The 24,489-nt window shown below is 61.0% G+C and carries 22 protein-coding genes; 8 read left to right on the top strand and 14 right to left on the bottom strand.

Annotation, left to right across the window (positions count from 1 at the left end; all coding sequences use genetic code 11):
- Nucleotides 1-174: 174 nt before the first annotated feature.
- Nucleotides 175-390 carry a 30S ribosomal protein S21 gene (gene rpsU / locus C4K27_RS28235; RefSeq protein WP_002551877.1) on the bottom strand — a complete coding sequence of 72 codons (216 nt, stop codon included), beginning with the start codon at nt 388-390 and terminating at the stop codon, nt 175-177.
- A 200-nt stretch (nt 391-590) separates the two neighbouring features.
- On the opposite strand from rpsU, the gene tsaD reads away from it, so the two are divergent.
- A complete protein-coding gene (gene tsaD / locus C4K27_RS28230) occupies nt 591-1,616 on the top strand; it encodes a tRNA (adenosine(37)-N6)-threonylcarbamoyltransferase complex transferase subunit TsaD (protein ID WP_009045890.1) in 1,026 nt (341 codons plus the stop codon).
- Nucleotides 1,617-1,657: 41 nt separating this feature from the next.
- On the opposite strand, the gene plsY is transcribed toward tsaD, so the two are convergent.
- Complete coding sequence (plsY, locus tag C4K27_RS28225; RefSeq protein WP_053262881.1) at nt 1,658-2,227, bottom strand: glycerol-3-phosphate 1-O-acyltransferase PlsY; 570 nt, start codon at nt 2,225-2,227, stop codon at nt 1,658-1,660.
- Nucleotides 2,228-2,301: 74 nt separating this feature from the next.
- Between plsY and folB the strand changes: the two genes are divergently transcribed.
- A complete protein-coding gene (gene folB, locus C4K27_RS28220; protein ID WP_007926118.1) occupies nt 2,302-2,655 on the top strand; it encodes a dihydroneopterin aldolase in 354 nt (117 codons plus the stop codon).
- Nucleotides 2,646-3,164: a 2-amino-4-hydroxy-6-hydroxymethyldihydropteridine diphosphokinase gene (gene folK / locus C4K27_RS28215; RefSeq protein ID WP_007926120.1), complete on the top strand. Its 519-nt coding sequence runs from the start codon at nt 2,646-2,648 to the stop codon at nt 3,162-3,164. The genes folB and folK overlap by 10 nt, the downstream gene beginning before the upstream one ends.
- Before the next feature lie 67 nt (nt 3,165-3,231).
- On the opposite strand, the gene C4K27_RS28210 is transcribed toward folK, so the two are convergent.
- The 11 genes from C4K27_RS28210 to C4K27_RS28160 all read right to left on the bottom strand — a co-directional run bounded on the left by C4K27_RS28210 (nt 3,232) and on the right by C4K27_RS28160 (nt 17,408).
- Entirely contained in the window at nt 3,232-4,461 is a 1,230-nt protein-coding gene (locus tag C4K27_RS28210) for a multifunctional CCA addition/repair protein (protein WP_053262880.1), read from the bottom strand.
- A gap of 64 nt (nt 4,462-4,525) precedes the next feature.
- A complete protein-coding gene (locus tag C4K27_RS28205) occupies nt 4,526-6,088 on the bottom strand; it encodes a SpoVR family protein (RefSeq protein WP_053262879.1) in 1,563 nt (520 codons plus the stop codon).
- Entirely contained in the window at nt 6,085-7,356 is a 1,272-nt protein-coding gene (locus C4K27_RS28200; protein ID WP_007926123.1) for a YeaH/YhbH family protein, read from the bottom strand. Before C4K27_RS28200 ends, C4K27_RS28205 begins: the two co-directional genes overlap by 4 nt.
- 188 nt (nt 7,357-7,544) lie before the next feature.
- Nucleotides 7,545-9,467: a PrkA family serine protein kinase gene (locus C4K27_RS28195; RefSeq protein ID WP_007926124.1), complete on the bottom strand. Its 1,923-nt coding sequence runs from the start codon at nt 9,465-9,467 to the stop codon at nt 7,545-7,547.
- 295 nt (nt 9,468-9,762) lie between these two features.
- Entirely contained in the window at nt 9,763-10,092 is a 330-nt protein-coding gene (gene glpE, locus C4K27_RS28190) for a thiosulfate sulfurtransferase GlpE (protein ID WP_009051163.1), read from the bottom strand.
- 32 nt (nt 10,093-10,124) lie between these two features.
- Nucleotides 10,125-11,006, bottom strand: coding sequence for a symmetrical bis(5'-nucleosyl)-tetraphosphatase (locus tag C4K27_RS28185; RefSeq protein ID WP_053262878.1), 882 nt, complete (start codon nt 11,004-11,006; stop codon nt 10,125-10,127).
- Entirely contained in the window at nt 11,006-11,386 is a 381-nt protein-coding gene (gene apaG, locus C4K27_RS28180) for a Co2+/Mg2+ efflux facilitator ApaG/CorD (RefSeq protein WP_007926128.1), read from the bottom strand. The genes C4K27_RS28185 and apaG overlap by 1 nt, the downstream gene beginning before the upstream one ends.
- A gap of 122 nt (nt 11,387-11,508) precedes the next feature.
- Nucleotides 11,509-12,327, bottom strand: a complete 819-nt coding sequence (rsmA, locus tag C4K27_RS28175; RefSeq protein WP_053262877.1) for a 16S rRNA (adenine(1518)-N(6)/adenine(1519)-N(6))-dimethyltransferase RsmA — start codon at nt 12,325-12,327, stop codon at nt 11,509-11,511.
- Nucleotides 12,324-13,313 carry a 4-hydroxythreonine-4-phosphate dehydrogenase PdxA gene (gene pdxA, locus C4K27_RS28170; protein ID WP_053262876.1) on the bottom strand — a complete coding sequence of 330 codons (990 nt, stop codon included), beginning with the start codon at nt 13,311-13,313 and terminating at the stop codon, nt 12,324-12,326. Before pdxA ends, rsmA begins: the two co-directional genes overlap by 4 nt.
- The gene (surA, locus tag C4K27_RS28165; RefSeq protein ID WP_139811776.1) at nt 13,310-14,626 is read right to left on the bottom strand and encodes a peptidylprolyl isomerase SurA; all 1,317 of its coding nucleotides are present in this window, start codon (nt 14,624-14,626) and stop codon (nt 13,310-13,312) included. Before surA ends, pdxA begins: the two co-directional genes overlap by 4 nt.
- Entirely contained in the window at nt 14,607-17,408 is a 2,802-nt protein-coding gene (locus tag C4K27_RS28160; RefSeq protein ID WP_053262874.1) for an LPS-assembly protein LptD, read from the bottom strand. Before C4K27_RS28160 ends, surA begins: the two co-directional genes overlap by 20 nt.
- A 130-nt stretch (nt 17,409-17,538) precedes the next feature.
- Here C4K27_RS28160 and C4K27_RS28155 point away from each other — a divergent pair, with 130 nt between their 5' ends.
- From C4K27_RS28155 to C4K27_RS28145, 3 genes are read left to right on the top strand one after another with little or no spacing between them, the layout of a single operon-like run.
- Nucleotides 17,539-18,564 (top strand): aminoglycoside phosphotransferase family protein, encoded by a 1,026-nt coding sequence (locus C4K27_RS28155; RefSeq protein ID WP_053262873.1) that lies wholly within the window; start codon nt 17,539-17,541, stop codon nt 18,562-18,564.
- Complete coding sequence (gene murU, locus C4K27_RS28150; RefSeq protein ID WP_053262872.1) at nt 18,561-19,232, top strand: N-acetylmuramate alpha-1-phosphate uridylyltransferase MurU; 672 nt, start codon at nt 18,561-18,563, stop codon at nt 19,230-19,232. Before C4K27_RS28155 ends, murU begins: the two co-directional genes overlap by 4 nt.
- Nucleotide 19,233: 1 nt before the next feature.
- Nucleotides 19,234-20,001, top strand: coding sequence for a TerB family tellurite resistance protein (locus C4K27_RS28145; RefSeq protein ID WP_053262871.1), 768 nt, complete (start codon nt 19,234-19,236; stop codon nt 19,999-20,001).
- A gap of 93 nt (nt 20,002-20,094) precedes the next feature.
- Here C4K27_RS28145 and C4K27_RS28140 read toward each other — a convergent pair whose 3' ends face one another.
- Nucleotides 20,095-21,093 carry an alpha/beta hydrolase family protein gene (locus tag C4K27_RS28140; protein WP_053262870.1) on the bottom strand — a complete coding sequence of 333 codons (999 nt, stop codon included), beginning with the start codon at nt 21,091-21,093 and terminating at the stop codon, nt 20,095-20,097.
- Nucleotides 21,094-21,167: 74 nt separating this feature from the next.
- On the opposite strand from C4K27_RS28140, the gene C4K27_RS28135 reads away from it, so the two are divergent.
- Together C4K27_RS28135 and C4K27_RS28130 are read left to right on the top strand one after the other, a co-directional pair.
- Entirely contained in the window at nt 21,168-23,561 is a 2,394-nt protein-coding gene (locus C4K27_RS28135; RefSeq protein WP_053262869.1) for a PAS domain-containing sensor histidine kinase, read from the top strand.
- Between the two features lie 55 nt (nt 23,562-23,616).
- Nucleotides 23,617-24,246, top strand: a complete 630-nt coding sequence (locus C4K27_RS28130; RefSeq protein ID WP_007926150.1) for a response regulator — start codon at nt 23,617-23,619, stop codon at nt 24,244-24,246.
- The last annotated feature ends 243 nt before the right edge of the window (nt 24,247-24,489 follow it).

Here is a 24,489-nt window from a genome sequence, read left to right as displayed (position 1 = left end):
AGGCTCGTCAGAAGAGACGTGCACCGCTGGCAGGAAGCCAGGTCTGACGTGGTGAAGCGGATTGTCTCGGTCGCATGCGCGGCGTTGACGGTGAAGCATCAAGCGTTGTCCGCAAATGCCATTAGCCCGGCTGAGGGCCGGGCTTGGCAGAAGCTTGCAGCGAACGTCTGTGTATTAGTACAGACGTACGGCGCGGCGCTGTTCGCGCTGAACTTTCTTGGCGTGACGCTTAACAGCAGCAGCTGCTTTGCGCTTACGCTCGGAAGTCGGCTTCTCGTAAAATTCGCGGCTACGAACTTCAGCCAGAACACCGGCTTTTTCGCAGGAGCGCTTGAAACGACGCAGAGCTACGTCGAAGGGTTCGTTCTCTTTAACTTTGACGGCTGGCATCCAGAGCTACCTTCATTCATTACCGGGGTCAACGTTCTCGTCGCAAAAATCGCGGCTGAGGTCGTCGGTTTTTAAGGGTTGCGGATGTTAACCCCTCATCGCTCGGAATGCAAAGCCTCTGATCGAAAACCGCTGGTCGGCTGAGGGAGTGGCGACTATTATGCGCGCCTTCGAATTTAGCCTCTACAAGGCGCAAACCCATGCTAGTACTGGGATTAGAAACTTCCTGCGACGAAACCGGCGTCGCGCTTTACGACAGCGAGCGGGGCCTGCTGGCCGATGCGCTGTTCAGTCAGATCGACCTGCATCGGGCCTATGGTGGCGTGGTGCCGGAGCTGGCCTCTCGCGACCATGTCAAGCGCATGCTGCCGCTGATTCGCCAAGTTCTGGCCGAGGCGGACTGTGTGCCGACCGAAATCGACGCCATTGCCTATACCGCTGGCCCGGGCCTGGTCGGAGCCCTTCTGGTGGGCGCTTCCTGTGCCCAGGCGCTGGCCTTCGCCTGGGGTATCCCGGCGCTGGGTGTGCACCACATGGAAGGGCACTTGCTGGCCCCTATGCTGGAAGAACAACCGCCGGAATTTCCGTTCGTCGCTTTGTTGGTTTCCGGTGGTCATACGCAGCTGGTACGGGTCGATGGCATCGGCCAATACGAACTGATGGGTGAAACCCTGGATGATGCTGCCGGTGAAGCCTTCGACAAGACGGCGAAGATGATCGGCCTGAATTATCCGGGCGGTCCGGAAATTGCTCGCCTGGCCGCCCAAGGCGTGGCCGGGCGCTTTGTTTTCCCGCGGCCGATGACCGATCGTCCAGGGCTGGATTTCAGTTTCAGTGGCTTGAAAACCTTCGCCCTGAATACCTGGCAGCAATGTGTCAGCGCTGGGGACGACGGCGAACAAACCCGTTGCGACATCTCGCTCGCCTTCCAGCAGGCGGTGGTGGAAACTCTGACCATCAAATGCAAGCGAGCCTTGAAGCAGGCCGGACTCAAGCGTCTGGTAATTGCAGGTGGCGTGAGCGCCAACAAGGCTCTGCGCGCGTCGCTGGAAAAAATGCTCGGCGAGATGAAGGGGAATGTGTTTTACGCCCGTCCTGAGTTCTGTACCGATAACGGCGCGATGATCGCGTTTGCCGGTTGCCAGCGTTTGCAGGCCGGTCAGCAGGAGAGCCTGGCGATCAGTGTGCAGGCGCGTTGGCCAATGGAGCAGTTGTCGCCGTTGTGAGTCGGTAATTTCCCGACCTGAGCCCGGCTCATCTTCAGGATTCAGAAATGCCGTTCGCGCCCAGCAAACAGGTCGCGTAGATTGCCGCGGTGGCGCCAGACGATGAGCAGTGTGAGGACGCTCATCGGCAGTAGCGCCGCCGGCGCCTGCCAGGCCAGCAATGGCAGGGTCAGGGGCGTGGCAATCAAGGCCGCCAGCGAGCTGGTGCGGGTCAGGTAGAAGGTCAGGAGCCAGGCGGCAATGGCCAGGAGCGCCGCTGGCGGATATAGCCCCAGCAGCATCCCGGCGGCGGTGGCGACACCCTTGCCGCCGCGAAAGCGAAAGTACACCGGAAACAGATGGCCCAGTACGGCGTAGAGCCCGACCCAGGCCTGTTGTTGGAGCGAAAGGCCTGCGAGACTGGCGATCAGCACGGGCAACAGCCCTTTGAGCAGATCGCCGAGCAAGGTCAGTACCGCAAGTTTCTTGCCGGCCAGGCGCAACATATTGGTGGCGCCGGCATTGCCCGAGCCACTCATTCGCGGATCGGGTTTACCGGTCAGGCGGCTGAGCAAGATGGCGAAGGACAGCGAGCCGAGCAGGTAGGCGAAGATCGCCAGTAACCAAAACATGCTAACTATTCCGGGCGAGGACGCCCTGATTCTAACGGCGCATTGCGCCCTTGTCGTGCTGCGGAGAAGAGTGCTTGGACAGAGTGTTTATCGAGGGTCTGGAAGTCGACACGGTGATCGGTGCCTACGACTGGGAGCGAGGCATCCGACAGTGCCTGCGCCTTGACCTGAGCTTCGCCTGGGATAACCGCCCGGCCGCGGCTGGTGACGACCTGACCCTGGCGCTCGACTACGCCAGCGTGTCTTCGCGGATCCAGGCATTTGCTGAACAGGCGCAATTCCAGCTGGTGGAAACCTTTGCCGAGCGTCTGGCTGAAGTCCTGATGAGTGAGTTTCATATTCCCTGGTTGCACCTCAAGCTGACCAAACCCGGTGCTGTTGCGGCCGCCAAAGGTGTGGGCGTGGAGATCGAGCGCGGATGTCGCTAACTCAGGTATTTCTTGGGCTCGGCAGCAATATCGAGCGCGAAACCCATCTGCTGGCCGGGCTCGATGCCCTGGCGGGCTTCCTGCAGGACATGCGCTGCTCGGCAGTGTTCGAAAGCCAGCCGGTCGGGATCAAGAGCGGGCCTTTCTTCAATCTGGTGGTTTCGGCCTTTACCGATCTGCCGCTGATGGAACTGGACCGCCGGTTGAAGTTCATCGAAGCGGATAACGGTCGTTATGCCCCAGACCGCAAGGGCCTGCCGCTGGATATCGATGTGCTGCTGTACGGCGACCTGGTGGGCAATTTCGACGGCTTGATCCTGCCGCGCGCCGAGATTCTGAAGAATGCCTTTGTGCTCTGGCCCTTGTCGCTGATGGCACCAGAAAGGGTTCATCCGCTGGCCGGACAGGACTTCGCCACCCTCTGGCGCGAAGCCCAAATCGACCAGGTGCTGGCGCCCGTGGCCTTTGAGTGGCGGGGCAGGCAGCTGACGCCGCCGGAGTTGGGATAGTTCTGGCTGATTGCTATCGGCTTGCGAGCAAGCTAGCTCCTACAACGGAGCTAGCTCGTGATGTTTCTTACCGCGGGTGCTGTTCCTTGTAGGCTTTCAGCGCCTTCAGTCGCTCCCGTTTCAGCGCCTCTCCCAACTCCGGCCCCTTGAATCCCTGCTCCAGCAGCGGCTGTACCGCTACCGTTCGTGCTGCGGTGGCCGCGCCGCGCAAATAATCCGCCTGGGGATAGGCGCGCTCCTCCAGTCCGAGACGACCGCGGGCATCCATTTCACAGGCGGCGATAAACTCCTCGAACCGCTGCGGCCGACGGTACACGTCAAAGCTTTGCAGCAGCTGCGCCAATGTCGAAGGTTTCAGTTCGAGGGCGCGATGGCCATGGGTGTGGTACTGACCCACCAGCAGCGCCAGTTCCTGGCAGTCGCGCGGCGCCTTGAAGCGTTCGTTGACGCACTTGATCAGCTTCAGGCCCTTGTGCTCGTGTGCGATGTGCTGTGGCCATTCACTTTGCGGTGTCAGCCCCTTGCCCAAGTCGTGCAACAGGCACGCCCAGCGCACGCTCAATGGCTGATTATGCAGTGCCGCCTGCTCGAGAACGCTCAGTGTGTGCACACCGCTGTCGATCTCCGGGTGATGGGCGGCGGGTTGCGGAACGCCAAACAGCGCCTCCACTTCGGGCAGCAGGACTTTGAGCGCTCCACAGTCGCGCAGCACCCGGATGAACACTTGGGGGTGATCTTCCATCAGTGCGCGGGAAATTTCCTTCCAGCTGCGCTCCGGCGTCAGGGCTTCCAGTTCGCCTGATTCGCTGAGCTGGCGCATCAATTCTAGGGTGTCAGGCGCCACCCGGAAACCGAGCCCAGCGTAGCGAGCAGCAAAGCGGGCAACACGCAGGACACGCAGCGGATCTTCGGCGAATGCGGGGGAAACGTGGCGAAGCAGGCGGTTTTCCAGGTCCTGCTGGCCGTGATATGGATCCGTCAGCACGCCGTGGTCGTCTTCAGCCATGGCATTGATTGTCAGGTCGCGGCGGATCAGGTCTTCTTCGAGGGTGACCTCGGGGCTGGCGTGAAAGGTGAAGCCGCCATAACCACGACCGCTTTTGCGTTCGGTGCGGGCCAGGGCATATTCCTCGCCGCTCTTGGGGTGAAGAAAGACCGGAAAGTCCGAGCCCACCGGGCGAAAGCCGTTGGCGAGCATTTCTTCGGCCGTGGCACCGACTACCACCCAGTCGATGTCGGTTACCGGTTTGCCCAGCAGGCGATCGCGTACCGCACCGCCGACCTTGTAAATCTGCATAAAAAACCTCCGTTAGCCCGACAGAATAACCCTTGCGCCGAGCTTTCGGAGGTTTGTCATGCGCTCAGAGGTGGATGACAGCCAGGTCCAGGCGGCCGTAGTCCCCTTCGTTGTGATCGTTTCTTGGTGGTACGTGATGGGTTTTCATCACTTGGTCGCCCTGCAGGGTTTCCAGATGGATGTCGAACCCCCATAGCCGGTGCAGGTGCTTGAGGACCTCGTCGGTGGAGTCTCCCAGTGGTTTGCGGTCGTGCTGTTGGTGGCGCAGGGTCAGCGAGCGGTCGCCCCGTCTATCGATGCTCCAGATCTGCACGTTGGGCTCGCGGTTACCCAGGTTGTACTGGGCCGCAAGGGTTTCGCGGATGACTCGATAGCCGCTTTCGTCATGAATGGCCGGTACCAGCAAGTCGTCTTTCTGGTCGTCGTCCAGGATGCTGAACAGCTTGAGATCGCGGATCACCTTGGGCGACAGGTACTGCAGGATGAAACTCTCGTCCTTGAAGCTGCTCATGGCGAACTTGATGCTGGAAAGCCAGTCGGTCCCGGCCAGTTCCGGGAACCAGCGACGGTCTTCCTCGGTCGGTTCTTCGCAGATGCGCCGGATATCGCGGTACATGGCGAAACCGAGGGTGTAGGGGTTGATGCCGTTGTAGTAAGGGCTGTCGAAGCCAGGCTGGAAGACCACGCTGGTGTGGGAGGCGAGGAACTCCATCATGAAGCCATCGGTCACCAGGCCTTCGTCATACAGGTCGTTCATCAGGGTGTAGTGCCAGAACGTTGCCCAGCCTTCGTTCATCACCTGGGTCTGGCGTTGCGGGTAGAAGTACTGGGCGATCTTGCGCACGATCCGCACGATTTCCCGCTGCCATGGTTCCAGCAGCGGCGCGTGTTTCTCGATGAAGTACAGGATGTTTTCCTGCGGCTCGGCGGGGAAGCGCGCGTTGTCCTTGTCGCTGAACTTGTCCGTGCCTTTGGGAATGGTGCGCCACAGGTCGTTGATCTGTTTCTGCAGGTGTTCTTCCCGGTCCTTTTGCCGGCGTCGTTCTTCTTCCGCGGAAATCGGATAAGGACGTTTGTAGCGGTCCACCCCGTAGTTCATCAGGGCATGGCAGGAGTCCAGCAGGTCCTCCACGGCATCGATGCCGTGGCGCTCTTCGCACTGCATGATGTACTGCTTGGCGAACACCAGGTAATCGATGATCGAACTGGCATCCGTCCAGGTGCGGAACAGATAGTTGCCCTTGAAGAAGCTGTTATGGCCATAGCAGGCATGGGCCACCACCAGTGCCTGCATGCAGATGGTGTTTTCTTCCATCAGGTAGGCAATGCATGGGTCCGAGTTGATCACGATCTCGTAGGCCAGCCCCATCTGGCCGCGGCTGTAGGACTTTTCGGTGCTAAGGAAGTGCTTGCCATAGGACCAGTGGTGATAACCCAGGGGCATGCCGACAGAGGCGTACGCGTCCATCATCTGCTCGGCGGTGATCACTTCGATCTGGTTGGGATAGGTATCCAGGGCGTAACGCGCCGCGATACGGCTGATTTCGCGGTCGTAGGCCTGGATCAGCTCGAACGTCCATTCCGAACCGGTGGAAATAGGCTGGCGTTTCTGCTCTCTGGCGGTCATGTCACTAACCTGCGCTGGAAGAGTTCACGGAAGACCGGATAGATATCTCCGGCCGAGACCAGTTGCTGCTGGGCGAAAGTATCGGAAAAGGCTTCGGCGATGCGCTCGTATTCGAACCACAGGGCCTGATGTTCGCGCGGGGTAATCTCCACGTAAGTGTAGTACTGCACGAAGGGCATGATCTGGTTGATCAGGATGTCACGGCAGATCGGCGAGTCGTCGTTCCAGTTATCGCCGTCGGAAGCCTGGGCGGCATAGATGTTCCACTCGTTGCTCGGATAACGCTCGGCCATGATCTCCTGCATCAGCTTCAAGGCGCTGGAGACGATGGTGCCGCCGGTTTCCCGGGAGTAGAAGAACTCCTCCTCATCCACTTCACGCGCACTGGTGTGGTGGCGGATGAACACTACGTCGATCTTGTCGTAGTTACGCTTGAGAAACAGGTACAAAAGGATGAAGAAGCGCTTGGCGATATCCTTGGTGGCCTGGGTCATGGAGCCGGAAACGTCCATCAGGCAAAACATCACGGCCTTGGAGCTGGGGTTGGGCTGTTTGACCAGCAGATTGTACTTGAGGTCGAAGGTGTCGAGGAATGGCACCCGATGGATACGGGCGCTGAGACGCTCGATTTCCGCTTCCATTTCCTGAATATCGCCGAAGTTGTCGGGTTCTTCGCGTTTCAGGCGTTCAAGTTCCTCTTTGACTTCGCGTAGTTTTGCCCGGCTGCTGCCGGACAGGGCAATGCGCCGGGCATGGGCCGAGCGCAGGGTCCGAATGATGTTGATGCGCGAGGGATTGCCTTCGTTGCTGATCCCGGCCCGGACGGTCTTGAAGGTGTCGGTCCCGCTCAGGTTGCGTTTGACCAGGTTCGGCAACTCCAGGTCTTCGAACATGAACTCGAGGAATTCTTCCTGGGTAATCTGGAAAACGAACTCGTCCATGCCTTCGCCGGAATTGCCGGCCTTGCCCCGGCCACCTCCGCCACCACCGCCTTGAGGGCGTGCGATGTGCTCGCCGGCCGTGAACTCCTTGTTTCCCGGGTGCACCACGGTCTGTTTGCCGCCGCGCCCATGATGGAGCACCGGTTCATCGATATCCCGGCCTGGAATGCTGATTTGTTCGCCATGCTCCATGTCAGTGATGGAACGGCGGCTGACCGCTTCTTCGACGGCCTTCTTGATGTGGTCACGATAACGCCGCAGAAACCGCTGACGGTTTACCGTGCTCTTGTTCTTGCCATTGAGACGTCGGTCGATCACATAACTCATGACTGCTCCTTAGAAGCGGTCTTGAAGCTCGCAAGCGGCCCGGGCGGGGGGAGGGGGCGGCAAGGTGTCTTGCCGCCGGTCCTCTGCCCGAGCCTCGCTGCGAACGTTCAAACGCGCTTCCTGAAGCCTGTGTAGCAGAAATCGCTAAGACAGGCTCCTGGCTAACGACAACCGGTGCAACCGGCGGGTTACTGCGATTTTCTGACCCGCAGATACCACTCGGACAGCAGTCGTACCTGTTTGTCGGTGTAGCCGCGCTCGACCATTCGGGTAACAAAGTCGTTGTGTTTCTGTTGATCCTCTTTGCTGGCCTTGGCATTGAAGCTGATGACCGGGAGCAGGTCCTCGGTGTTGGAGAACATTTTCTTCTCGATGACCACCCGCAGTTTTTCGTAGCTGAGCCAGGTCGGGTTCTTGCCGTTGTTGTTGGCTCGGGCCCGCAATACGAAATTGACGATTTCGTTGCGGAAGTCCTTTGGATTGCTGATGCCGGCCGGTTTCTCGATTTTCTCCAGCTCTTCGTTGAGCGCGACCCGATTGAGGATCTCGCCGGTTTCCGGATCGCGGTATTCCTGATCCTGAATCCAGAAGTCCGCATACAGCACATAGCGGTCGAAGATGTTCTGGCCGTATTCACTGTAGGACTCCAGGTACGCCGTCTGGATTTCCTTGCCGATGAACTCGATGTATCGCGGAGCCAGGTATTCCTTCAGGAAGCGCAGATAGCGTTCGCGGGTTTCCGCCTGGAATTGCTCCTGTTCGATCTGTTGTTCGAGCACGTAGAGCAGGTGCACTGGGTTGGCCGCGATCTCGTGGGGATCGAAGTTGAAGACTTTCGACAGGATCTTGAAGGCGAAGCGGGTCGACAGACCGTTCATGCCTTCATCCACGCCGGCGGCGTCGCGGTATTCCTGGATCGACTTGGCTTTCGGATCGGTGTCCTTGAGGTTCTCGCCGTCGTAGACGCGCATTTTCGAGTAGATGTTCGAGTTCTCCGGCTCTTTGAGGCGCGAGAGCACGGTGAACTGAGCGAGCATTTTCAGGGTGTCGGGAGCGCAATGCGCCTTGGACAGGGAGCTGTTGAACAGCAGCTTGTCGTAGATTTTGACTTCGTCGCTGACCCGCAGGCAGTACGGGACTTTGACGATATAGATCCGGTCGATGAAGGCTTCGTTGTTCTTGTTGTTACGGAAGGTGTGCCATTCCGATTCGTTGGAGTGAGCCAGCAGGATGCCGGTGAAGGGGATCGCGCCCAGACCCTCGGTACTGTTGTAGTTGCCTTCCTGGGTGGCCGTCAGCAATGGGTGCAGCACCTTGATCGGTGCCTTGAACATTTCGACGAACTCCATCAGGCCCTGGTTGGCCCGGCACAGTGCGCCCGAATAGCTATAGGCGTCGGCGTCGTTCTGCGGGAATTCTTCCAGCTTGCGAATATCGACCTTGCCCACCAGTGCGGAAATGTCCTGGTTGTTCTCGTCTCCAGGTTCAGTCTTGGCGACGGCGATCTGATTGAGGATCGAAGGATAGAGCTTGACCACCCGGAACTGGCTGATGTCGCCACCGAACTCGGACAGGCGCTTGGTGGCCCAGGGCGACATGATGGTGTTCAGGTAGCGCCGTGGGATACCGAAGTCTTCTTCGAGGATCGCGCCATCTTCCGTGGCGTTGAACAACCCAAGAGGCGACTCGAATACCGGAGAGCCCTTGATGGCGTAGAAGGGCACCTTCTCGATCAGTTGTTTGAGTTTCTCGGCCAGGGATGATTTACCGCCACCGACGGGGCCGAGGAGGTAGAGGATCTGTTTCTTCTCTTCCAGGCCCTGAGCGGCATGGCGGAAGTAGGAGACGATCTGGTCGATGCATTCTTCCATTCCATGGAAGTCTTCAAAGGCCGGATAGCGACGGATCACTTTGTTGGAGAAGATCCGTGACAGTCTCGAATTGGTCGACGTGTCCAGCAGCTCCGGTTCGCCGATAGCCAGAAGCAGGCGTTCAGCGGCCGATGCGTAGGCGCTACGGTCCTTTTTGCAGAGCTCCAGGTACTCCTGTAGCGAGAACTCTTCCTGGCGTGTGGATTCGAAGCGTTGTTGGAAGTGGCTAAAAATACTCATGACGTCACCTCGCTCGATACGTGGAGCCGACGCCGGATCAGTCAGTCAAGTGCTGGCATGCAGCCGGGAATCCGGCTGATGTTTACCCCCCAGAACACTTTCAAAGCTATCGACCTTGAAAGCTAGTACCGATGACCCGCACGCCGGTGTACCGGCTCTCCCCTGATTGGATGGCCTGAGGCTAAGGATAGTTCGGAATCGGGGAGATAAAGGTGGAATACGTAATTTGTTCAAGTGACCGTTCGTCGGTCGCGGCGCCAGCCCGCGAATGACGCGGGCTGGAGCACAGAAAAAATTATTCGGCGTTGCCTTGGGCAATTTCCGCAGGGTAGGTGGTTCGCCACAGTTCGAAGCCACCGTCCAGGCTGTAGACGTCGGAGAAGCCCTGGCTGATCAGGTAGGCCGCCGCGCTTTGGCTGGAGTTGCCGTGATAGCAGACGACCACCAGTGGGGCGTCGAGATCGGCGTTGCGGATGAAGTCGGAGATGGAGTGGTTATCCAGGTGCAGGGAGCCGCTGATGTGGTTCAGGGCAAAGGTCTGCGGGTCGCGGATATCGACCACCACGGCGCCTTGCTCGCGCAGTGCCTGGGCCTGTTCTGGGGGGATACGTTTGAATTCGCTCATGGCGGGCTCCTGGGCCTGGTGGCAAGCGCCGTCTAGCGCTTGGCGGTGATTGGCGTGGGTTCAGGGGAAGGTTGATTGGCCTGGGGCTTGATGTGGCCGTGGGCGTCGCACTCGCACTCGAGGCGTTGGCCGGTGTCGACGTTCAGCAAGGTCAGGGCGCCGCCCCAGACGCAGCCAGTGTCCAGGGCGACGACGCCGGGCTGGTTGCAGTTGCCTTCGAGGGCGGCCCAGTGACCGAAGATGATTTTCACGTCCCGGGTCTTGCGTTCCTTGTGCTCGAACCATGGGGCGTACCCCGGTGGGGCGGTGTCCGGCCCTTCCTTACCCTTGAGGTCGAGCTTGCCATCGCTGGTGCAGAAACGCATGCGGGTGAAATAGTTGGTGATCACCCGCAGGCGGGTCACGCCTTTGAGTTCGCTGTCCCATTTTGTCGGGTCGTTGCCGTACATACCGTCCAGATAGGGCTCGAAGCGGTTGTCGTCCCGCAGCGCCTCTTCGACTTCGGTGGCGCACTTGAGGGCTTTTTTCAGCGACCACTGTGGCGGTATCCCCGCGTGCACCAGGGCGACGTTGCGCTGTTCGTCATAGTGCATCAGCTTTTGCTGGCGCAGCCACTGGAGCAACTCCTCGCAATCCGGCGCGTTGAGGATCTCGCGCAGGGTGTCGGCTTTCTTCAGGCGCTCGATATTGCGCCAGACGGCCAGCAGGTGCAGGTCGTGATTGCCCAGCACGCACACCAGGGAGTCGCGCATGGCATAAAGAAAGCGCAGGGTTTCCAGCGACTGTGGGCCGCGGTTGACCAGATCGCCGACCAGCCACAGGCGATCCTTGGTCGGGTCGAAAGCGACCTTTTCAAGCAGGCACTGCAAAGGTCCCAGGCAGCCTTGCAGGTCACCGACGGCGTAAGTCGTCATCAGTGCAGGGCTCCGGGCACGGCCAGGCGGAAGGGGGCGATGATGGCGTCGAAGTGTTTGCCGTCTTCAGCGAGCATCTGATAGCTGCCCTGCATATTGCCGACGCGTGTGGTCATGACCGTGCCGCTGCTGTAAGTGTGGCTTTTGCCCACGGCGATCAGCGGTTGCTGGCCGACGACGCCGGCACCGCGAACTTCCTCGACGTGCCCGTCGCCATCGGTGATCACCCAGTGCCGCGAGAGCAATTTGGCGGGCAGCAGGCCATTGTTTTGTACGGTGATGGTGTAGGCGAAGGCAAAGCGGTTCTGCTCGGGTTGCGACTGTTCTGCGAGAAAGCGGGTGACGACGCTGACGTCGATCTGATAACGGGGATCGGACATGCAAGGGGCCTTAAAACGAAGCGGGACGCGGGACAAAGCTGATGGAGGTCAGTCTAGGCCAAGTATCGGGTAGTAAACCAGACATGGAGCCTGGCGTCTTACCCGATAACGCTGGTGGCGTGTCAGCTGGCGCTGGCGGTGTCCGCGGCTTGTTCACTGAGCTTGTCAGCCAGGCGAACGAAGGCTGCCAGGTCCAGTTGCTCCGGACGCAGGCTGCCATCGACGCCGGCGGCTTCGATCTCGGCGCTGGAAAGCAGGGCCTTGAGGGTATTGCGCAGGGTCTTGCGACGCTGGTTGAAGGCTTCGCGGACGATGCGCTCCAACAGGCGATGATCCTTGGCCGGATGCGGCAGCACGGTGTGTGGCACCAGGCGGACGATCGCCGAGTCGACTTTCGGTGGCGGATTGAACGCGCCAGGACCGACGTTGAACAGATGCTCCACGCGGCAGTGGTACTGGACCATGATCGACAGACGCCCCCAGTCACCACCGCCAGGGCCCGCAGCGAGGCGCTCGACCACTTCTTTCTGCAGCATGAAGTGCATGTCGCGGATCAGTCCGGCGTTCTGCAGCAGGTGAAAGATCAGCGGGGTGGAGATGTTGTAGGGCAGGTTGCCAACCACCCGCAGGCTGCCGGGCGCGGCATTCAGGCTGTTGAAGTCGAACTTCAGGGCATCGCCCTGGTGCAGGCTGAAATTGTCCCGGCCAGCAAACTGCTGGTTGAGGATCGGCACTAGGTCCTTGTCCAGCTCGACTACATCCAGCTGGGCACCGCTGTTGAGCAGGCCCTCGGTCAGGGCGCCCTGGCCCGGGCCGATTTCCAGCATGCGGTCGCCGGACTTGGCATTGATGGAGCGCAGGATGCGGTCGATCACGCCGGCGTCATGCAGGAAGTTCTGGCCGAAGCGCTTGCGCGCCCGGTGTTGGTATTGCTCGGTCATAAACGGGTCTCGGCCATCTGGTAGGCGGTTTCCAGGGCGACTTTCAGGCTGCCGGTATCGATCTTGCCGCTGCCGGCCAGATCCAGGGCGGTGCCGTGGTCGACCGAGGTGCGGATGATCGGCAAGCCCAGCGTCACGTTGACCGCGGCGCCGAAGCCTTTGTATTTCAGCACGGGCAGCCCCTGGTCATGGTACATCGCCAGCACTGCGTCGCAGTGCTCCAGATATTTGGGGGTAAACAGAGTGTCGGCGGGCAGGGGGCCGCGCAGGTCCATGCCTTCGTTGCGCAGACGCTCCAGGGTGGGTTCGATGATATCGATTTCTTCATGGCCCAGATGTCCGCCTTCGCCGGCATGCGGGTTGAGCCCGCAGACCAGGATGCGTGGCTGGGCGATGCCAAATTTGTTGCGCAGGTCCGCATGCAGAATGCGCGTAACCCGCTCCAGGCGCTCCGGGGTAATGGTATCGGCGATGTCCCGCAGGGGCAGGTGAGTGGTCACCAGTGCCACGCGCAGGCCATGGGTGGCCAGCATCATCACCACTTGTTCGGTGTGTGTCAGGTCGGCGAGAAACTCGGTATGGCCGGAAAAGGCGATGCCGGATTCGTTGATCACACCCTTGTGCACCGGGGCGGTAATCATGCCGTCGAAATGCCCGTCCAGGCAGCCTTGGCCGGCCCGAGTCAGGGTTTCCAGAACGAACGCGGCGTTGGCCTTGTCCAGCTGACCAGTAACGACCTTGGCCGCCAGCGGGGTGTCCCAGACGTAGAGGCTACCGGCGGCGGCCGGCTGGTTTGGCCAATTGTCGGGATCGACCGCAATCAGGCTGACGGCCACACCCAGCTGCGCGGCCCGCTCGGTAAGCAGGTCGCGGCTGGTGATGGCGATCAGGGGGTATGGCTGTTGTTGCGAAGCGAGCAACAGGCACAGGTCGGGACCTATGCCGGCTGGCTCGCCGGGGGTGAGCGCGAAACGCTTGGGTTTCACTGTGCCGCCTGGTCGGCGCCAGGAAGTTTGATCTCGACGTAGGCTTCGTCGCGAATCTGGCGCAGCCAGGTTTGCAGCTCTTCGTCGTATTTGCGGTTGCGCAGTACGGTCATCGCTTGCTGTTCGCGGGCCTGGCTGGTGCTGTCGGTGGCGCGGCGGCCAAGGACTTCCAGTACGTGCCAGCCATATGGGCTCTGGAACGGCTTGGACAGCTGACCTTGCGGGGTCTTGGCCATCACGTCGCGGAACTCGGGAACCAGGGCGTTCGGGTCGATCCAGCTGAGGTCGCCACCGTTGAGGGCGGAACCTGGATCTTCCGAGTAGCTTTTCGCCAGTTCGGCAAAGTCTTCGCCGGCTTCGATGCGCTCGTAGAGCTTCTGGGCCAGGCGCTTGGTTTCTTCTTCGCTGCGAATTTCACTTGGCTTGATCAGGATATGACGGACATGCACTTCGTCACGTATCTGATTGCCGCCGCCGCGTTTTTCCAACAGCTTCAGGATGATGAAGCCGCCTGGAGTACGAGCTGGCTGGGTGATATCGCCCACTGCCATGGAGCTCAGTTCGCGGTCGAACGGAGGGGGCAGTTGAGCGGCTTTACGCCAGCCCATGTCACCACCTTCCAGGGCGTTGTCGCTGCCGGAACGGGCGATGGCCAGCTGAGCGAAGTCGGCGCCTTGTTTGAGCTGCTGGTAGATTTCCATGGCCTGGCGCGCGGCGCTCTGAATCGCTTCGGAGTTGGCGCTTTCCGGGGTTGGAATCAGGATATTGGCCAGGTGCAACTCTTCGGACAGTTGCATCTTGCCCAGGTCGGAGGCGAGGAAGTTCTTCACTTCCTGCTCGGAGACCTGAATGCGTTCGGCGACACGGCGCTGACGCACACGGCTGATGATCATCTCGCGGCGAATCTGCTCACGGGCGTCCTGATAGGACAGGCCATCACGAGCCAGGGCGGCGCGGAACTGATCGGGCGTCATGTTGTTGCGTTGGGCGATGGTGCCGACGGCCTGGTTCAGCTCTTCATCGGTAATGCGGATGCCGGAGCGCTCGCCGATCTGCAGTTGCAGGTTTTCGACGATCAGGCGTTCCAGTACCTGCTGGTTCAGGACCTCGGCGGGTGGCATGCCGCCGCCGCGCTTGGCGATGGTTTGCTGAACTTCGTGAACCCGTTGGTCCAGCTGGCTCTGCATGACCACGTCGTTATCGACGATGGCCACCACTTTGTCGATGGGTTGTACCGCGGCGCTCGCCGCGGTACCCAGGAACAGCGCGCCCAGCATCAGCGGGCGCAGACAATCAGAAAGCTTGGTCTTCACGTTCACGGTAACCTTGAATGCCTTTGTCGAGGAAGCTCTCTACCTTGGCGCCGGTCAGGCCGCCGAGTCCTTTCAGGACGATTTGAAGGAAGATGCCATGGTCGCCTTTCTCGTTCTGCGGGGCGTCTTGACTGGTTTCGTCATACTTGACCCAGTAACGGTTGATCAGACGCAGTTTCCAGCAGCAGTTGTCGTATTCGAAACCACCGAAGGCATCGAGGGTACGGTTGCGGTTGTAGTCGTACTGCCAGCGGCTGATCAGGTTCCATTGCGGCACGATCGGCCAGATCACCGAGAAGTCATGCTGCTTGATCTTGTAGTAGTCCTTCACATAGCCAGGTTGTCCTGGAGTGCCGTAGTCACCGCCACCCACCGACCATTTACCCGTAGACTGGTCGTAACGAACCAGGTCGTTGCGATAACGATAACCGGCGTTGATGACCTTGTTCGGGTTGTCTTCCGGCTGGTAGTGGAACATCGCGCTACCGGAGCGTGGGCTGTGGCTGTCCGGATCCCAGTTGTAGTCGGCAGTGGTACGCCAGTCGCGGTTCCAGCGGTACTCGTATTCCAGTGCATAAGGCGAAACATTGGAGTGCGCGTCGTCGCGGGTTTTCGCATCGATACCTGGCAACTGGACTTCGCGGTCCTTGAAGTACAAGGCCTGACCGATGCTGATGCGTTGACGTTCAAAGCCGTTCTCTTCGATCCAGCGGTTGGTGACGCCGAGGGACAATTTGTTCTCGTCGCCTACACGGTCGGAGCCGGTGAAACGATTATCACGGAACAGCGACGAGTAGTTGAACGTAGACTCGCTGGTATCGAATACCGGGATGTCGCTCTGGTCTTTCTCCGGTACATAGAGATAGTACAGGCGTGGTTCCAGGGTCTGACGATAGTTCTTGCCGAACCATTGGGTGTTGCGGTCGAAGTACAGGCCGCTGTCGATACTGGCGATAGGCACACCACGGTTCTGATTGCTGCTGTAAGTACCGTTCAGGCGATTCTGTTCCGCGGTCTGTGCAGCAACCTGGCTCTTGCCGATACTGTCCAGATCCAGATCGTACTGGGTGTATTGATACTTGAGAGACGGCTTCAGGAAGCCATAGGTCCAGTTAAGCGGAAGGCTCACAGACGGTGCAAGGTTCAGGCGATTACCATTGGCACGTGCCAGACCTTGAATGTTGCGGTCGAGTCGCGGTGCACCGACACCATTCTCATCAAAGAACGTACCGTTCTGCAGGTCGCGATCAAAGCGAACAATCTCGGTTTCGTACTTGAAGTCCAACCCGCCCGGATGCTGCGGCAAGAAGCCATTCAAGGTGATTTGCGGCAGACGGTTGTAAGGCGTGATGTTGGAAACCGTGGCCAGCTCATAAGCCTGGGCATTGAGGCGCGCGGTGTAGGTATCGCCGCGGTAGGTCACAGCACCCTGCTGGTTAATGTAGTCACGGCTTTCCACGCCGATCTGGTCAGTCTGCAGATCCTGGAAGTAGTACGGATCGCTGATCTTGGTGTAGTCGACCTCGGTCATCAGGCGCGAATCGAGCCCGCCCTTGTGCTGCCAGTTGTACATGTAGCGGGTTTTTTCGTAGTCCGACTGCAGTTTGCGGTCATCGTTTTCGTCGTTGAGGTACGCCGCGCCGAACTGACCTTCGCTGGACTTGGTCAGGTAACGGAATTCGCCTTCCATCAACAGGCCACGCTTGCTCATGTAGCGCGGGTACAACGTGGCGTCGTAGTTCGGTGCCAGGTTGAAGTAGTACGGGGTGACCAGCATGAAGCCGGTATCGCTGCCGCTGCCGATGGTCGGCGGCAGGAAGCCGGACTGGCGACGGTCGTCGATCGGGAAATAGATGTATGGCGTGTACAGGACCGGAATGTCCTTGACGCGCAATGTCACGTTGGTCGCTGTGCCGAAGCCGGTCGCCGGATTCAGGGTGATGTTGTTGCCCTTGAGCTGCCAGGCGTTGCTGCTCGGTTCGCACGTGGTGTAGGTACCATCCTTGAGGCGGATGATCGCGTTCTCGGCACGCTTGGCGTACAGCGCGTTACCGCGGATGCGCGATTTGTGCATCACGTATTCGGCGTTGTCGACCTTGGCTTCGCCGGTATCCAGCTGCACGTCGGCGTGATCGCCGACCAGCAGGGCGCCGTTGTCGCGCAAGCGGACGTTGCCGCTCAGCTCACCGCGGTTCTCGGCCTGGTACAGGTTGGCCTCGTCGGCCTCGACCTGCATGCTGCCCTGGCGCATGACCACATCACCGGCCAGGGTCGCGATCTGCTGCTCCTGCTGGTAACGCGAAGCCTTGGCGCCGATAAAGGTCGGGGCGTCACTTTTATTCGTCTTGTCATTCATGCCAGGACGAATCGGTTCGATATAAGCACCAGCACAGTAAGGACCGGTCTCGGCCAGCTGGGCGGCGGTGAGCTTCTCGCGCGGAACCCAGTCGAGGTGACTGTAGTCTTCGCTGCGGGACTTCAGGCCGCGGCCCTTGGACTCGGTAACCAGCATCGGCTTGGCGCCGGTGTCTTCGCTGGTTTCGCCGCCTTCGGCCGACGCCGCGGTGCTCGAGCTGACCGCACTCGCGTCATGCACGGGGCGCGGAGGCAGTTGAGCGGCGCTGGTTTTCGGCGCGCAGTCCCAGCCACCCGAAGCAGAGACTGAGCAGTCATACTGTTCTGCGGCGACCACGAACGAAGTGGCTAGGGGTTGCAGGGCCAGCAGACTGCCAGTAACCAACAACGGAAATTTTTTACGAAACGCGGGGGATTTCAATGCCATCTTATTAGTCCGGGCTTCCTGCGTGCCATCTGCCCGCGGTGTGGGCCGCACGCCTCTCGATGGTCTGAAAAAGATGCTGGATAATAAAGCATGACCCGCTTGACGGCTAGCGCCGTCGGAGACCCTTGCAATGCCTGACCAAGATGTACGCTTGCAACACCTGAAAGTTTGGCTCGATGAGCAGTTGTCGATTGTTTATACCTCCAACGGATGGGGCCCCGTGCCCCCGGCTACATTGACCGCGGCCAGTAGCGACGCGAGTTTCCGGCGTTATTTTCGCTGGGAAGGCGAAGGCCGCAGCTTTGTTGTGATGGATGCTCCGCCGCCCCAGGAAAACTGCAAACCCTTCGTGGATATCGCCCATCTGTTGGCAAAATCCGCAACCAATGTGCCGAAAATTTATGCAGAAGATTTGCCGCGCGGCTTTCTTTTGCTCAATGACCTGGGCAACAAAACCTATCTGGACGTGATCGACGGCGAAAATGCCGACACTCTGTTCAAGGATGCGCTGCAAACCTTGCTGGCTTTCCAGCAGTTGCCGATGGATGCGCCGTTGCCCAGTTATGACGTCGCTTTGCTGCGCCGTGAACTGGAACTGTTCCCCGAGTGGTACGTGGGGCGCGAGCTGGGCGTCGAGCTGAATGAGCGCCAGCGCGGCCAATGGCAGCGGGTCAGTGAGCTGTTGATCGAAAGCGCCCTGGCCCAGCCCAAGGTGCTGGTGCATCGTGACTATATGCCGCGCAACCTGATGCTCAGCGAGCCCAATCCGGGCGTGCTGGATTTCCAGGACGCGGTCTACGGCCCGGTGACCTATGACGTCACCTGTCTGTTCAAGGATGCTTTTCTCAGCTGGCCCGAAGCGCGGGTGCGTGGTTGGCTGGAGGACTACTGGCAGCAAGCGTCCCGGCTCGGGATCGCGGTACAACCCGATTTCGAGGATTTCCTGCGCGCCAGCGACCTGATGGGCGTGCAACGCCATCTCAAGGTGATCGGGATCTTCGCGCGGATCTGCCACCGCGACGGCAAGCCCCGTTACCTGGGCGACGTGCCGCGTTTCTTCGCTTATATAGAGGCCGTCCTGGCTCGTCGGCCAGAGCTGGCGGAGTTGGGTGAACTGTTGGCCAGCCTGCGTCAACCGGTCGGAGCCTGTGTATGAAGGCAATGATTCTGGCTGCGGGCAAGGGCGAACGGATGCGCCCCTTGACCCTGACCACGCCCAAGCCATTGATCCGCGCCGCCGGTGTGCCGCTGATCGAGTACCACCTGCGAGCACTGGCCCGGGCGGGCTTTACCGAAGTCGTCATCAACCATGCCTGGCTGGGGCAGCAGATCGAAGATCATCTGGGCGATGGCTCGCGCTTCGGCCTGAGCATCCGCTATTCGCCGGAGGGCGAGCCGCTGGAAACCGGCGGCGGTATTTTCCGCGCCTTGCCCTTGCTGGGCGACGAGCCCTTTGTGGTGGTCAATGGCGATGTCTGGACCGATTACGATTTCCGCTCGTTGAACCGTCCGCTGGATGCGTTGGCGCACCTGGTGCTGGTGGATAACCCGGCTCACCATACCGCCGGGGATTTCATCCTCAGCGATGCCCGGGTGCGGGACGCCGAGCCGGGCGCGCAGACCCTGACCTACAGCGGCATCGCGGTGTTGCACCCGGACCTGTTCCAAGGCTGCACACCGGGCGCGTTCAAGCTGGCGCCCCTGTTGCGCAAGGCCATGGCCGATGGACAGGTCAGTGGCGAGCGTTTGCAGGGACACTGGGTCGATGTCGGCACCCATGAGCGTCTGGCGGAAGTCGAAACCTTGTTAGAAGCGAGTCGTTGATATGTTGTGGCCAGGGACTCTGATCGGAGCCGGGGCTGGCTTTGCCATAGCCAGTATCCCGGGGGCCATGCTGGGAGCGTTGCTGGGACAGGCGCTGGACCGGCGTTTGCAGTTGCATAGCTGGGCCCAGGTGCGTGAGCGGCTGGGCGGTCGACCGGCGCTGCGTAACGATGAACTGCTGTTCGTGCTCTTGGGGCGGCTGGCGAAAAGCGATGGCCGGGTGGTCGATGGGCATATCCAGCAGGCGCGTTTGGAAATGCGTTCGCTGGACATGAGCGAAGCTGCACAGCGCCGCGCCATTGCCGCGTTCAATCGGGGCAAGTCGGGTAACGATCGGCTACGGGGCTACCTGCGACGCCTGGCGACGCAGCCTCATGCTGCCGAGGGTGTGTTGCGCGCTTGCTGGCGGATGGTCTGGGCCGATGGCCGGGCCAGCCCCTCCGAGCGCGAGCTGATCCAGCTTTGGGGCAAGTGGCTGGGCTGGACTGTGCAGCAGGTGCAGGCGTTGGCGGCGGACTACGAGCCGAGCAAAAAGCCGTTGGCCAACAGCAGTGGCACCTATCAGGACGCGTTGCGCCTGCTCGGTGTCTCGGCGACCAGCGAGCCGTCGCAGATCAAGCGCGCCTACCGGCGCCTGCTCAGTCGCCATCACCCGGACAAGATTGCCGGCAGCGGCGCAAGCCCCTTGCAGGTGCGTGAAGCCACGGAGAAAACTCGCGAACTGCACAGCGCTTACGCACTGATCCGCGAGCGTCGGGACTTTCGTTAGAGAGGCTCGTTAGAGAGATTCGCTAGAGGGAACTGCCCCACGCCCGGCCCCGCACCTTGCCCAAAACAGGAGCGGGACCGGACGCGGCGGGATTCAGTCTTGCGCGGGTTGCGGGCTCAGCCAGCCGCGTACGCGTCTGAACAGCTGCTCGTTTTCAGCCGTGCTGTTGCCCGGCAGGGCGTTGAGCGAGACCTGGGTGAAGTTGGCGTTCTTCAGGCGCTTGCTCGCCTGCAGGCGTTCCAGGGCGTTCTTGCGAGCCTGCGCGTTGTCCTTGTAGAAAAAATCGGCGGTCGCCAGCTTCAGGGTCGGCGTCAGTTCCGCCAGTCCGGGTTTGCCGATGGACGGGGTCTGGGCAGCCACCAGCACCAGCTTTTGAATCTCCGGCGGTTGTTTTTCGCTCAGGTAGCGCGTGGCCCAGTAGGCGCCGCTGCCATGACCCAGCAACACAATGCTGCGGGCGTTCTGCTGCTGGGCGTAGGTCACCGCGGCGTCGATACGGGCAAAAATCCGCTCGGCGTCGGCCTTGGCCTGTTCTTCGCTACTCTCCACCACCGCGCGATCGGCGATCTCGGCTTCGCCACCGGCGGCCTGTTCGATCGGTTTGGGCGCTGCCGTGGCGGCATCTTTGCTGCTAGTGTCGGCGGTCGCGGGCGCAGGTTCGGCCTCGACGATGCGCGGTTGCGCCGCATCGCTCTGCAGGTCGGGCAAGGTCAGGCTCAGGCTGCTCCAGTCGGCATCCGGCAATCTGTTGCGCAAAGGGCCGATTGCCTGAGGCCAGTCAGCGGTTTCGCCAGCGCCAGGGATGATAATCACCGCGCCTTTGGGGTCGCTGGTGTTGGCGGGTTTCCACAGGGCCAGAAAGCTCTCGCTGCCGGCTTGCAGTGACTGTTGTTCGCTGGATGGCAGGACCCGTTCGAGGGCCGCTGCATCTTCCTGGCTACGCTCAAGGAGCGGCTGGCGTTCGGCCGGCTTTTCCGCGGCAGGCTGTTCTGCCGGGGCGGCTTGCGGATCGGCGGCCTCGACCGAAAAGGCACAAGGCAGGATCAGCGACAGGCACAATGCGGGCAGTGCCGTGCGGTGGACAAGGGACATCGGTTATTCCAGGCCAGAAGTAATCCCGGCAGCCTAATGGGTTGGTCAGTATTTGTCAGTGTGTGAGACTTCAGATGATGCGTTTTCGCTGCCTGTTGGTTATCGGCTGTATATGCCTTCCCTTGATGGCCCGGGCGGTGCCTGCGCCACATATCGCCCAGGCGCAGTGGAGCCCCGCACAACAGCAGTGGCTGGAGCAGCACCGGGAATTACGGGTCGGCGTGGTGCTCCAGGCTCCCTATGCCCAGTACGACCGACGGCTGCAACGCTTGTCCGGCGCCAATATCGAACTGATGCAGTGGCTGGCCCAGGCGATGAAGGTCGAGCTGAGCTGGCGCAACTTTGCCGATCAGGCGCAACTGGAGGCGGCAGTGCGTACCGGTGAAGTGGATATGGCCCCGGGCCTGAGCCAGACCCCGGCCGGCCTGCGGCTCTGGCAGTTTTCCGACCCCTATATGCGCGTGCCGCAACTGGTGGTCGGCGAGCAGAAGGGCGCCGGCGCGGTGGAGCTGGAAAAGCTCGACAGCCAGACCCGCGTGGCGGTGCGCATGCCCAGTGCGGTGGCGGACTACCTGCGGGCGACCTATTCCAACCTCAATCTGCAGGGTGTGCCCCTGGAGCGCCAGGCCCTGCAATTGCTGCTCAGCCAGCAGGCGCGTTATGCGGTGATCGATGAAGCACAGCTCAGTCGTTTGTCGGCGGAGCCGGAGTTCGCCGGCCTGGCGGTGGTGGGTGATATCGGCCTGCCGCAACTGTTGCGGGTGGCGACCCGGCGCGATTGGCCCGAGCTGGCGGACATCGTGCAACGCGCCTTGCACGGTATCGCCGCCAAGGACCTGGAGCAGCTGCACAATCGCTGGCTGCAGCCCAAATATCCGCGGCTGAGCGAGTCCCGCGGTTTCTGGCAGAACCTCAGCCTGCTGTTGGCCGTGCTGCTGTTGGCGAGCATGGCCATCGTTATCTGGCAGCGCCGCCAGCAACAGACGCTCGAACAGCGGCTGTTGACCACCCGCGAGGACCTGGCCCGGCGCGAGGCCAGTGAAGAAGCCTTGCGCCTGACCCAGTTTTCCATCGACCAGAGCACGGTGGGCATTCTGTGGGTCAACTGGGACAGCCATGTGCGCTACGCCAACCGCGCGGCCGAAAGCATGCTGGGCTATGCGCCGGGGGCGGTGGTCGACAGGCCGTTGAGCGATTTCGAACCCAACCTGCACATGGACCGCTGGCTTGGCCTGTGGAAGCGCGCCCGGGCCAGCGAGGACGCGCCGCCCAGCTTCGAGACCCAGTGTGTCCGCGCCGACGGCAGCATCCTGCCGGCCGATGTGTCGCTGAGCTTTCTGCGTTTTCGCGATGGCGAGTACCTGGTGGTTTACCTTACAGACGTCACTGAGCGTCGTCGCGCCCTGGCCGCCCTGCAGGAAAGCGAGGCGCGATTGCAGGGGATCGCCGCCAATGTGCCGGGGCTGGTGTTCCGCCTGGAACGGGCACCGGTGACCGGGCAGATCGATTTCGCCTACATCAGCGAAGGCAGCGAGAGCCTGGTGGGTTATTCCCCGGCGACCCTCAGCCACCGCGACATAGGGCTGCGCAGCCTGGTGCACCCAGAGGATCGGGCCAGCTATCACCAGACCCAGGACCATGCCCTGGACACCGACAGCGACTGGTCCTGGCAGGGGCGGATCCTGACCCGCCAGGGCGAACAGCGCTGGGCGGAAATCAAGGCCATCACCCGCCAGCTTGAGGACGGCGCCTATGTCTGGGACGGCATCGTCTGGGACATCAGCGAAAGCAAGCGCATCGAACTGGAGCTGGCCAGTTCGCGCGAACAACTGCGTGAGCTGTCGGCGCACCTGGAAAGCGTGCGCGAAGAGGAAAAGGCCCGCATCGCCCGGGAAGTGCACGACGAGTTGGGGCAGATGCTCACGGTGCTCAAGCTGGAGACCTCGATGTGCGAGCTGGCCTACGCGCAGCTCGATCCGGGGCTGCACGAACGCCTGAACAGCATGAAGCGCCTGATCGCCCAGTTGTTCCAGTTGGTGCGCGATGTGGCCACGGCCTTGCGCCCGCCGATTCTCGATGCCGGCATCGCCTCGGCCATCGAGTGGCAGGCGCGGCGTTTCGAGGCGCGCACGCAGATTCCTTGCCTGGTGCAGGTGCCCGACAATCTGCCGGTGCTCAGCGACGCCAAGGCCATCGGTCTGTTCCGCATCCTTCAGGAGGCGCTGACCAACGTGATGCGCCATGCACAGGCGCATACTGTCGAACTGACGCTGAGTCTCGAACACGACCAGCTGTGCATGACCATCAGCGACGATGGCCAGGGTTTTGTGGTCGAGACCGGGCGGCCGACGTCCTTCGGCCTGGTGGGCATGCGCGAGCGGGTGCTGATCATGGGCGGTAGCCTGACCCTGGACAGTCAGCTGGGCGAGGGCACCACCCTGAGCGTGACTGTGCCGCTGGACCTGTAGGCGCGAGCAGACTCACTGCTGCAGAGATCATTACCAATAAGAAGAGGTACGAGCTGTGATCCGTGTACTGGTAGCCGAAGACCACACCATCGTTCGCGAAGGCATCAAGCAGTTGATTGGTCTGGCCAAGGACCTGACGGTGGTGGGGGAGGCGAGCAATGGCGAGCAGCTATTGGAAACCCTGCGCCATGTGCCTTGCGAGGTGGTGCTGTTGGATATTTCCATGCCTGGCGTCAACGGCCTGGAGGCGATCCCGCGGATCCGCGCGCTGAACAATCCGCCGGCGATCCTGGTGCTGTCGATGCACGACGAAGCGCAGATGGCGGCCCGGGCGCTGAAGGTGGGAGCGGCCGGTTATGCCACCAAGGACAGCGACCCGGCGCTGCTGCTGACGGCGATCCGCAAGGTGGCGGCGGGCGGGCGTTATATCGACCCGGAGCTGGCCGACCGGATGGTCTTCGAAGTCGGCCTGACGGACACCCGGCCCTTGCATTCCCTGCTGTCGGAGCGCGAGTTTTCCGTGTTCGAACGGCTGGCCCAGGGTGCCAACGTCAACGATATCGCCCAACAGCTGGCCTTGAGCAGCAAGACCATCAGTACCCACAAGGCGCGTCTGATGCAGAAGCTCAACATCACCTCCCTGGCCGAGTTGGTGAAGTACGCGATGGAGCACAAGCTGCTCTGAATGGATCTGTAGCCGCAGCCTGCGGCAGCGGCTACACGTACCCATTTGCGACACGAAAACCGGCTTATGGCCATGATCCTCGCCGGGCTTGTGCCGGGACTTGTCCAATCGCGCCATCCTTGTAGGGGGATTCCTACACGGAACCTTCCATCCGGCTGAGGCCAATCTCTCATACCCCCCGATTTGCGCGGCTTGTGGCCTCCACTAGGCTTAGTCCACAGCCGTCAAAAAACAAAAGGTGTG

The organism is Pseudomonas chlororaphis subsp. chlororaphis, from assembly GCF_003945765.1.
Lineage (GTDB): Bacteria > Pseudomonadota > Gammaproteobacteria > Pseudomonadales > Pseudomonadaceae > Aquipseudomonas > Aquipseudomonas chlororaphis.
The sequence above is the reverse complement of the archived record's forward strand: the minus strand, read 5'-3'. Positions and strand labels throughout refer to the sequence as shown.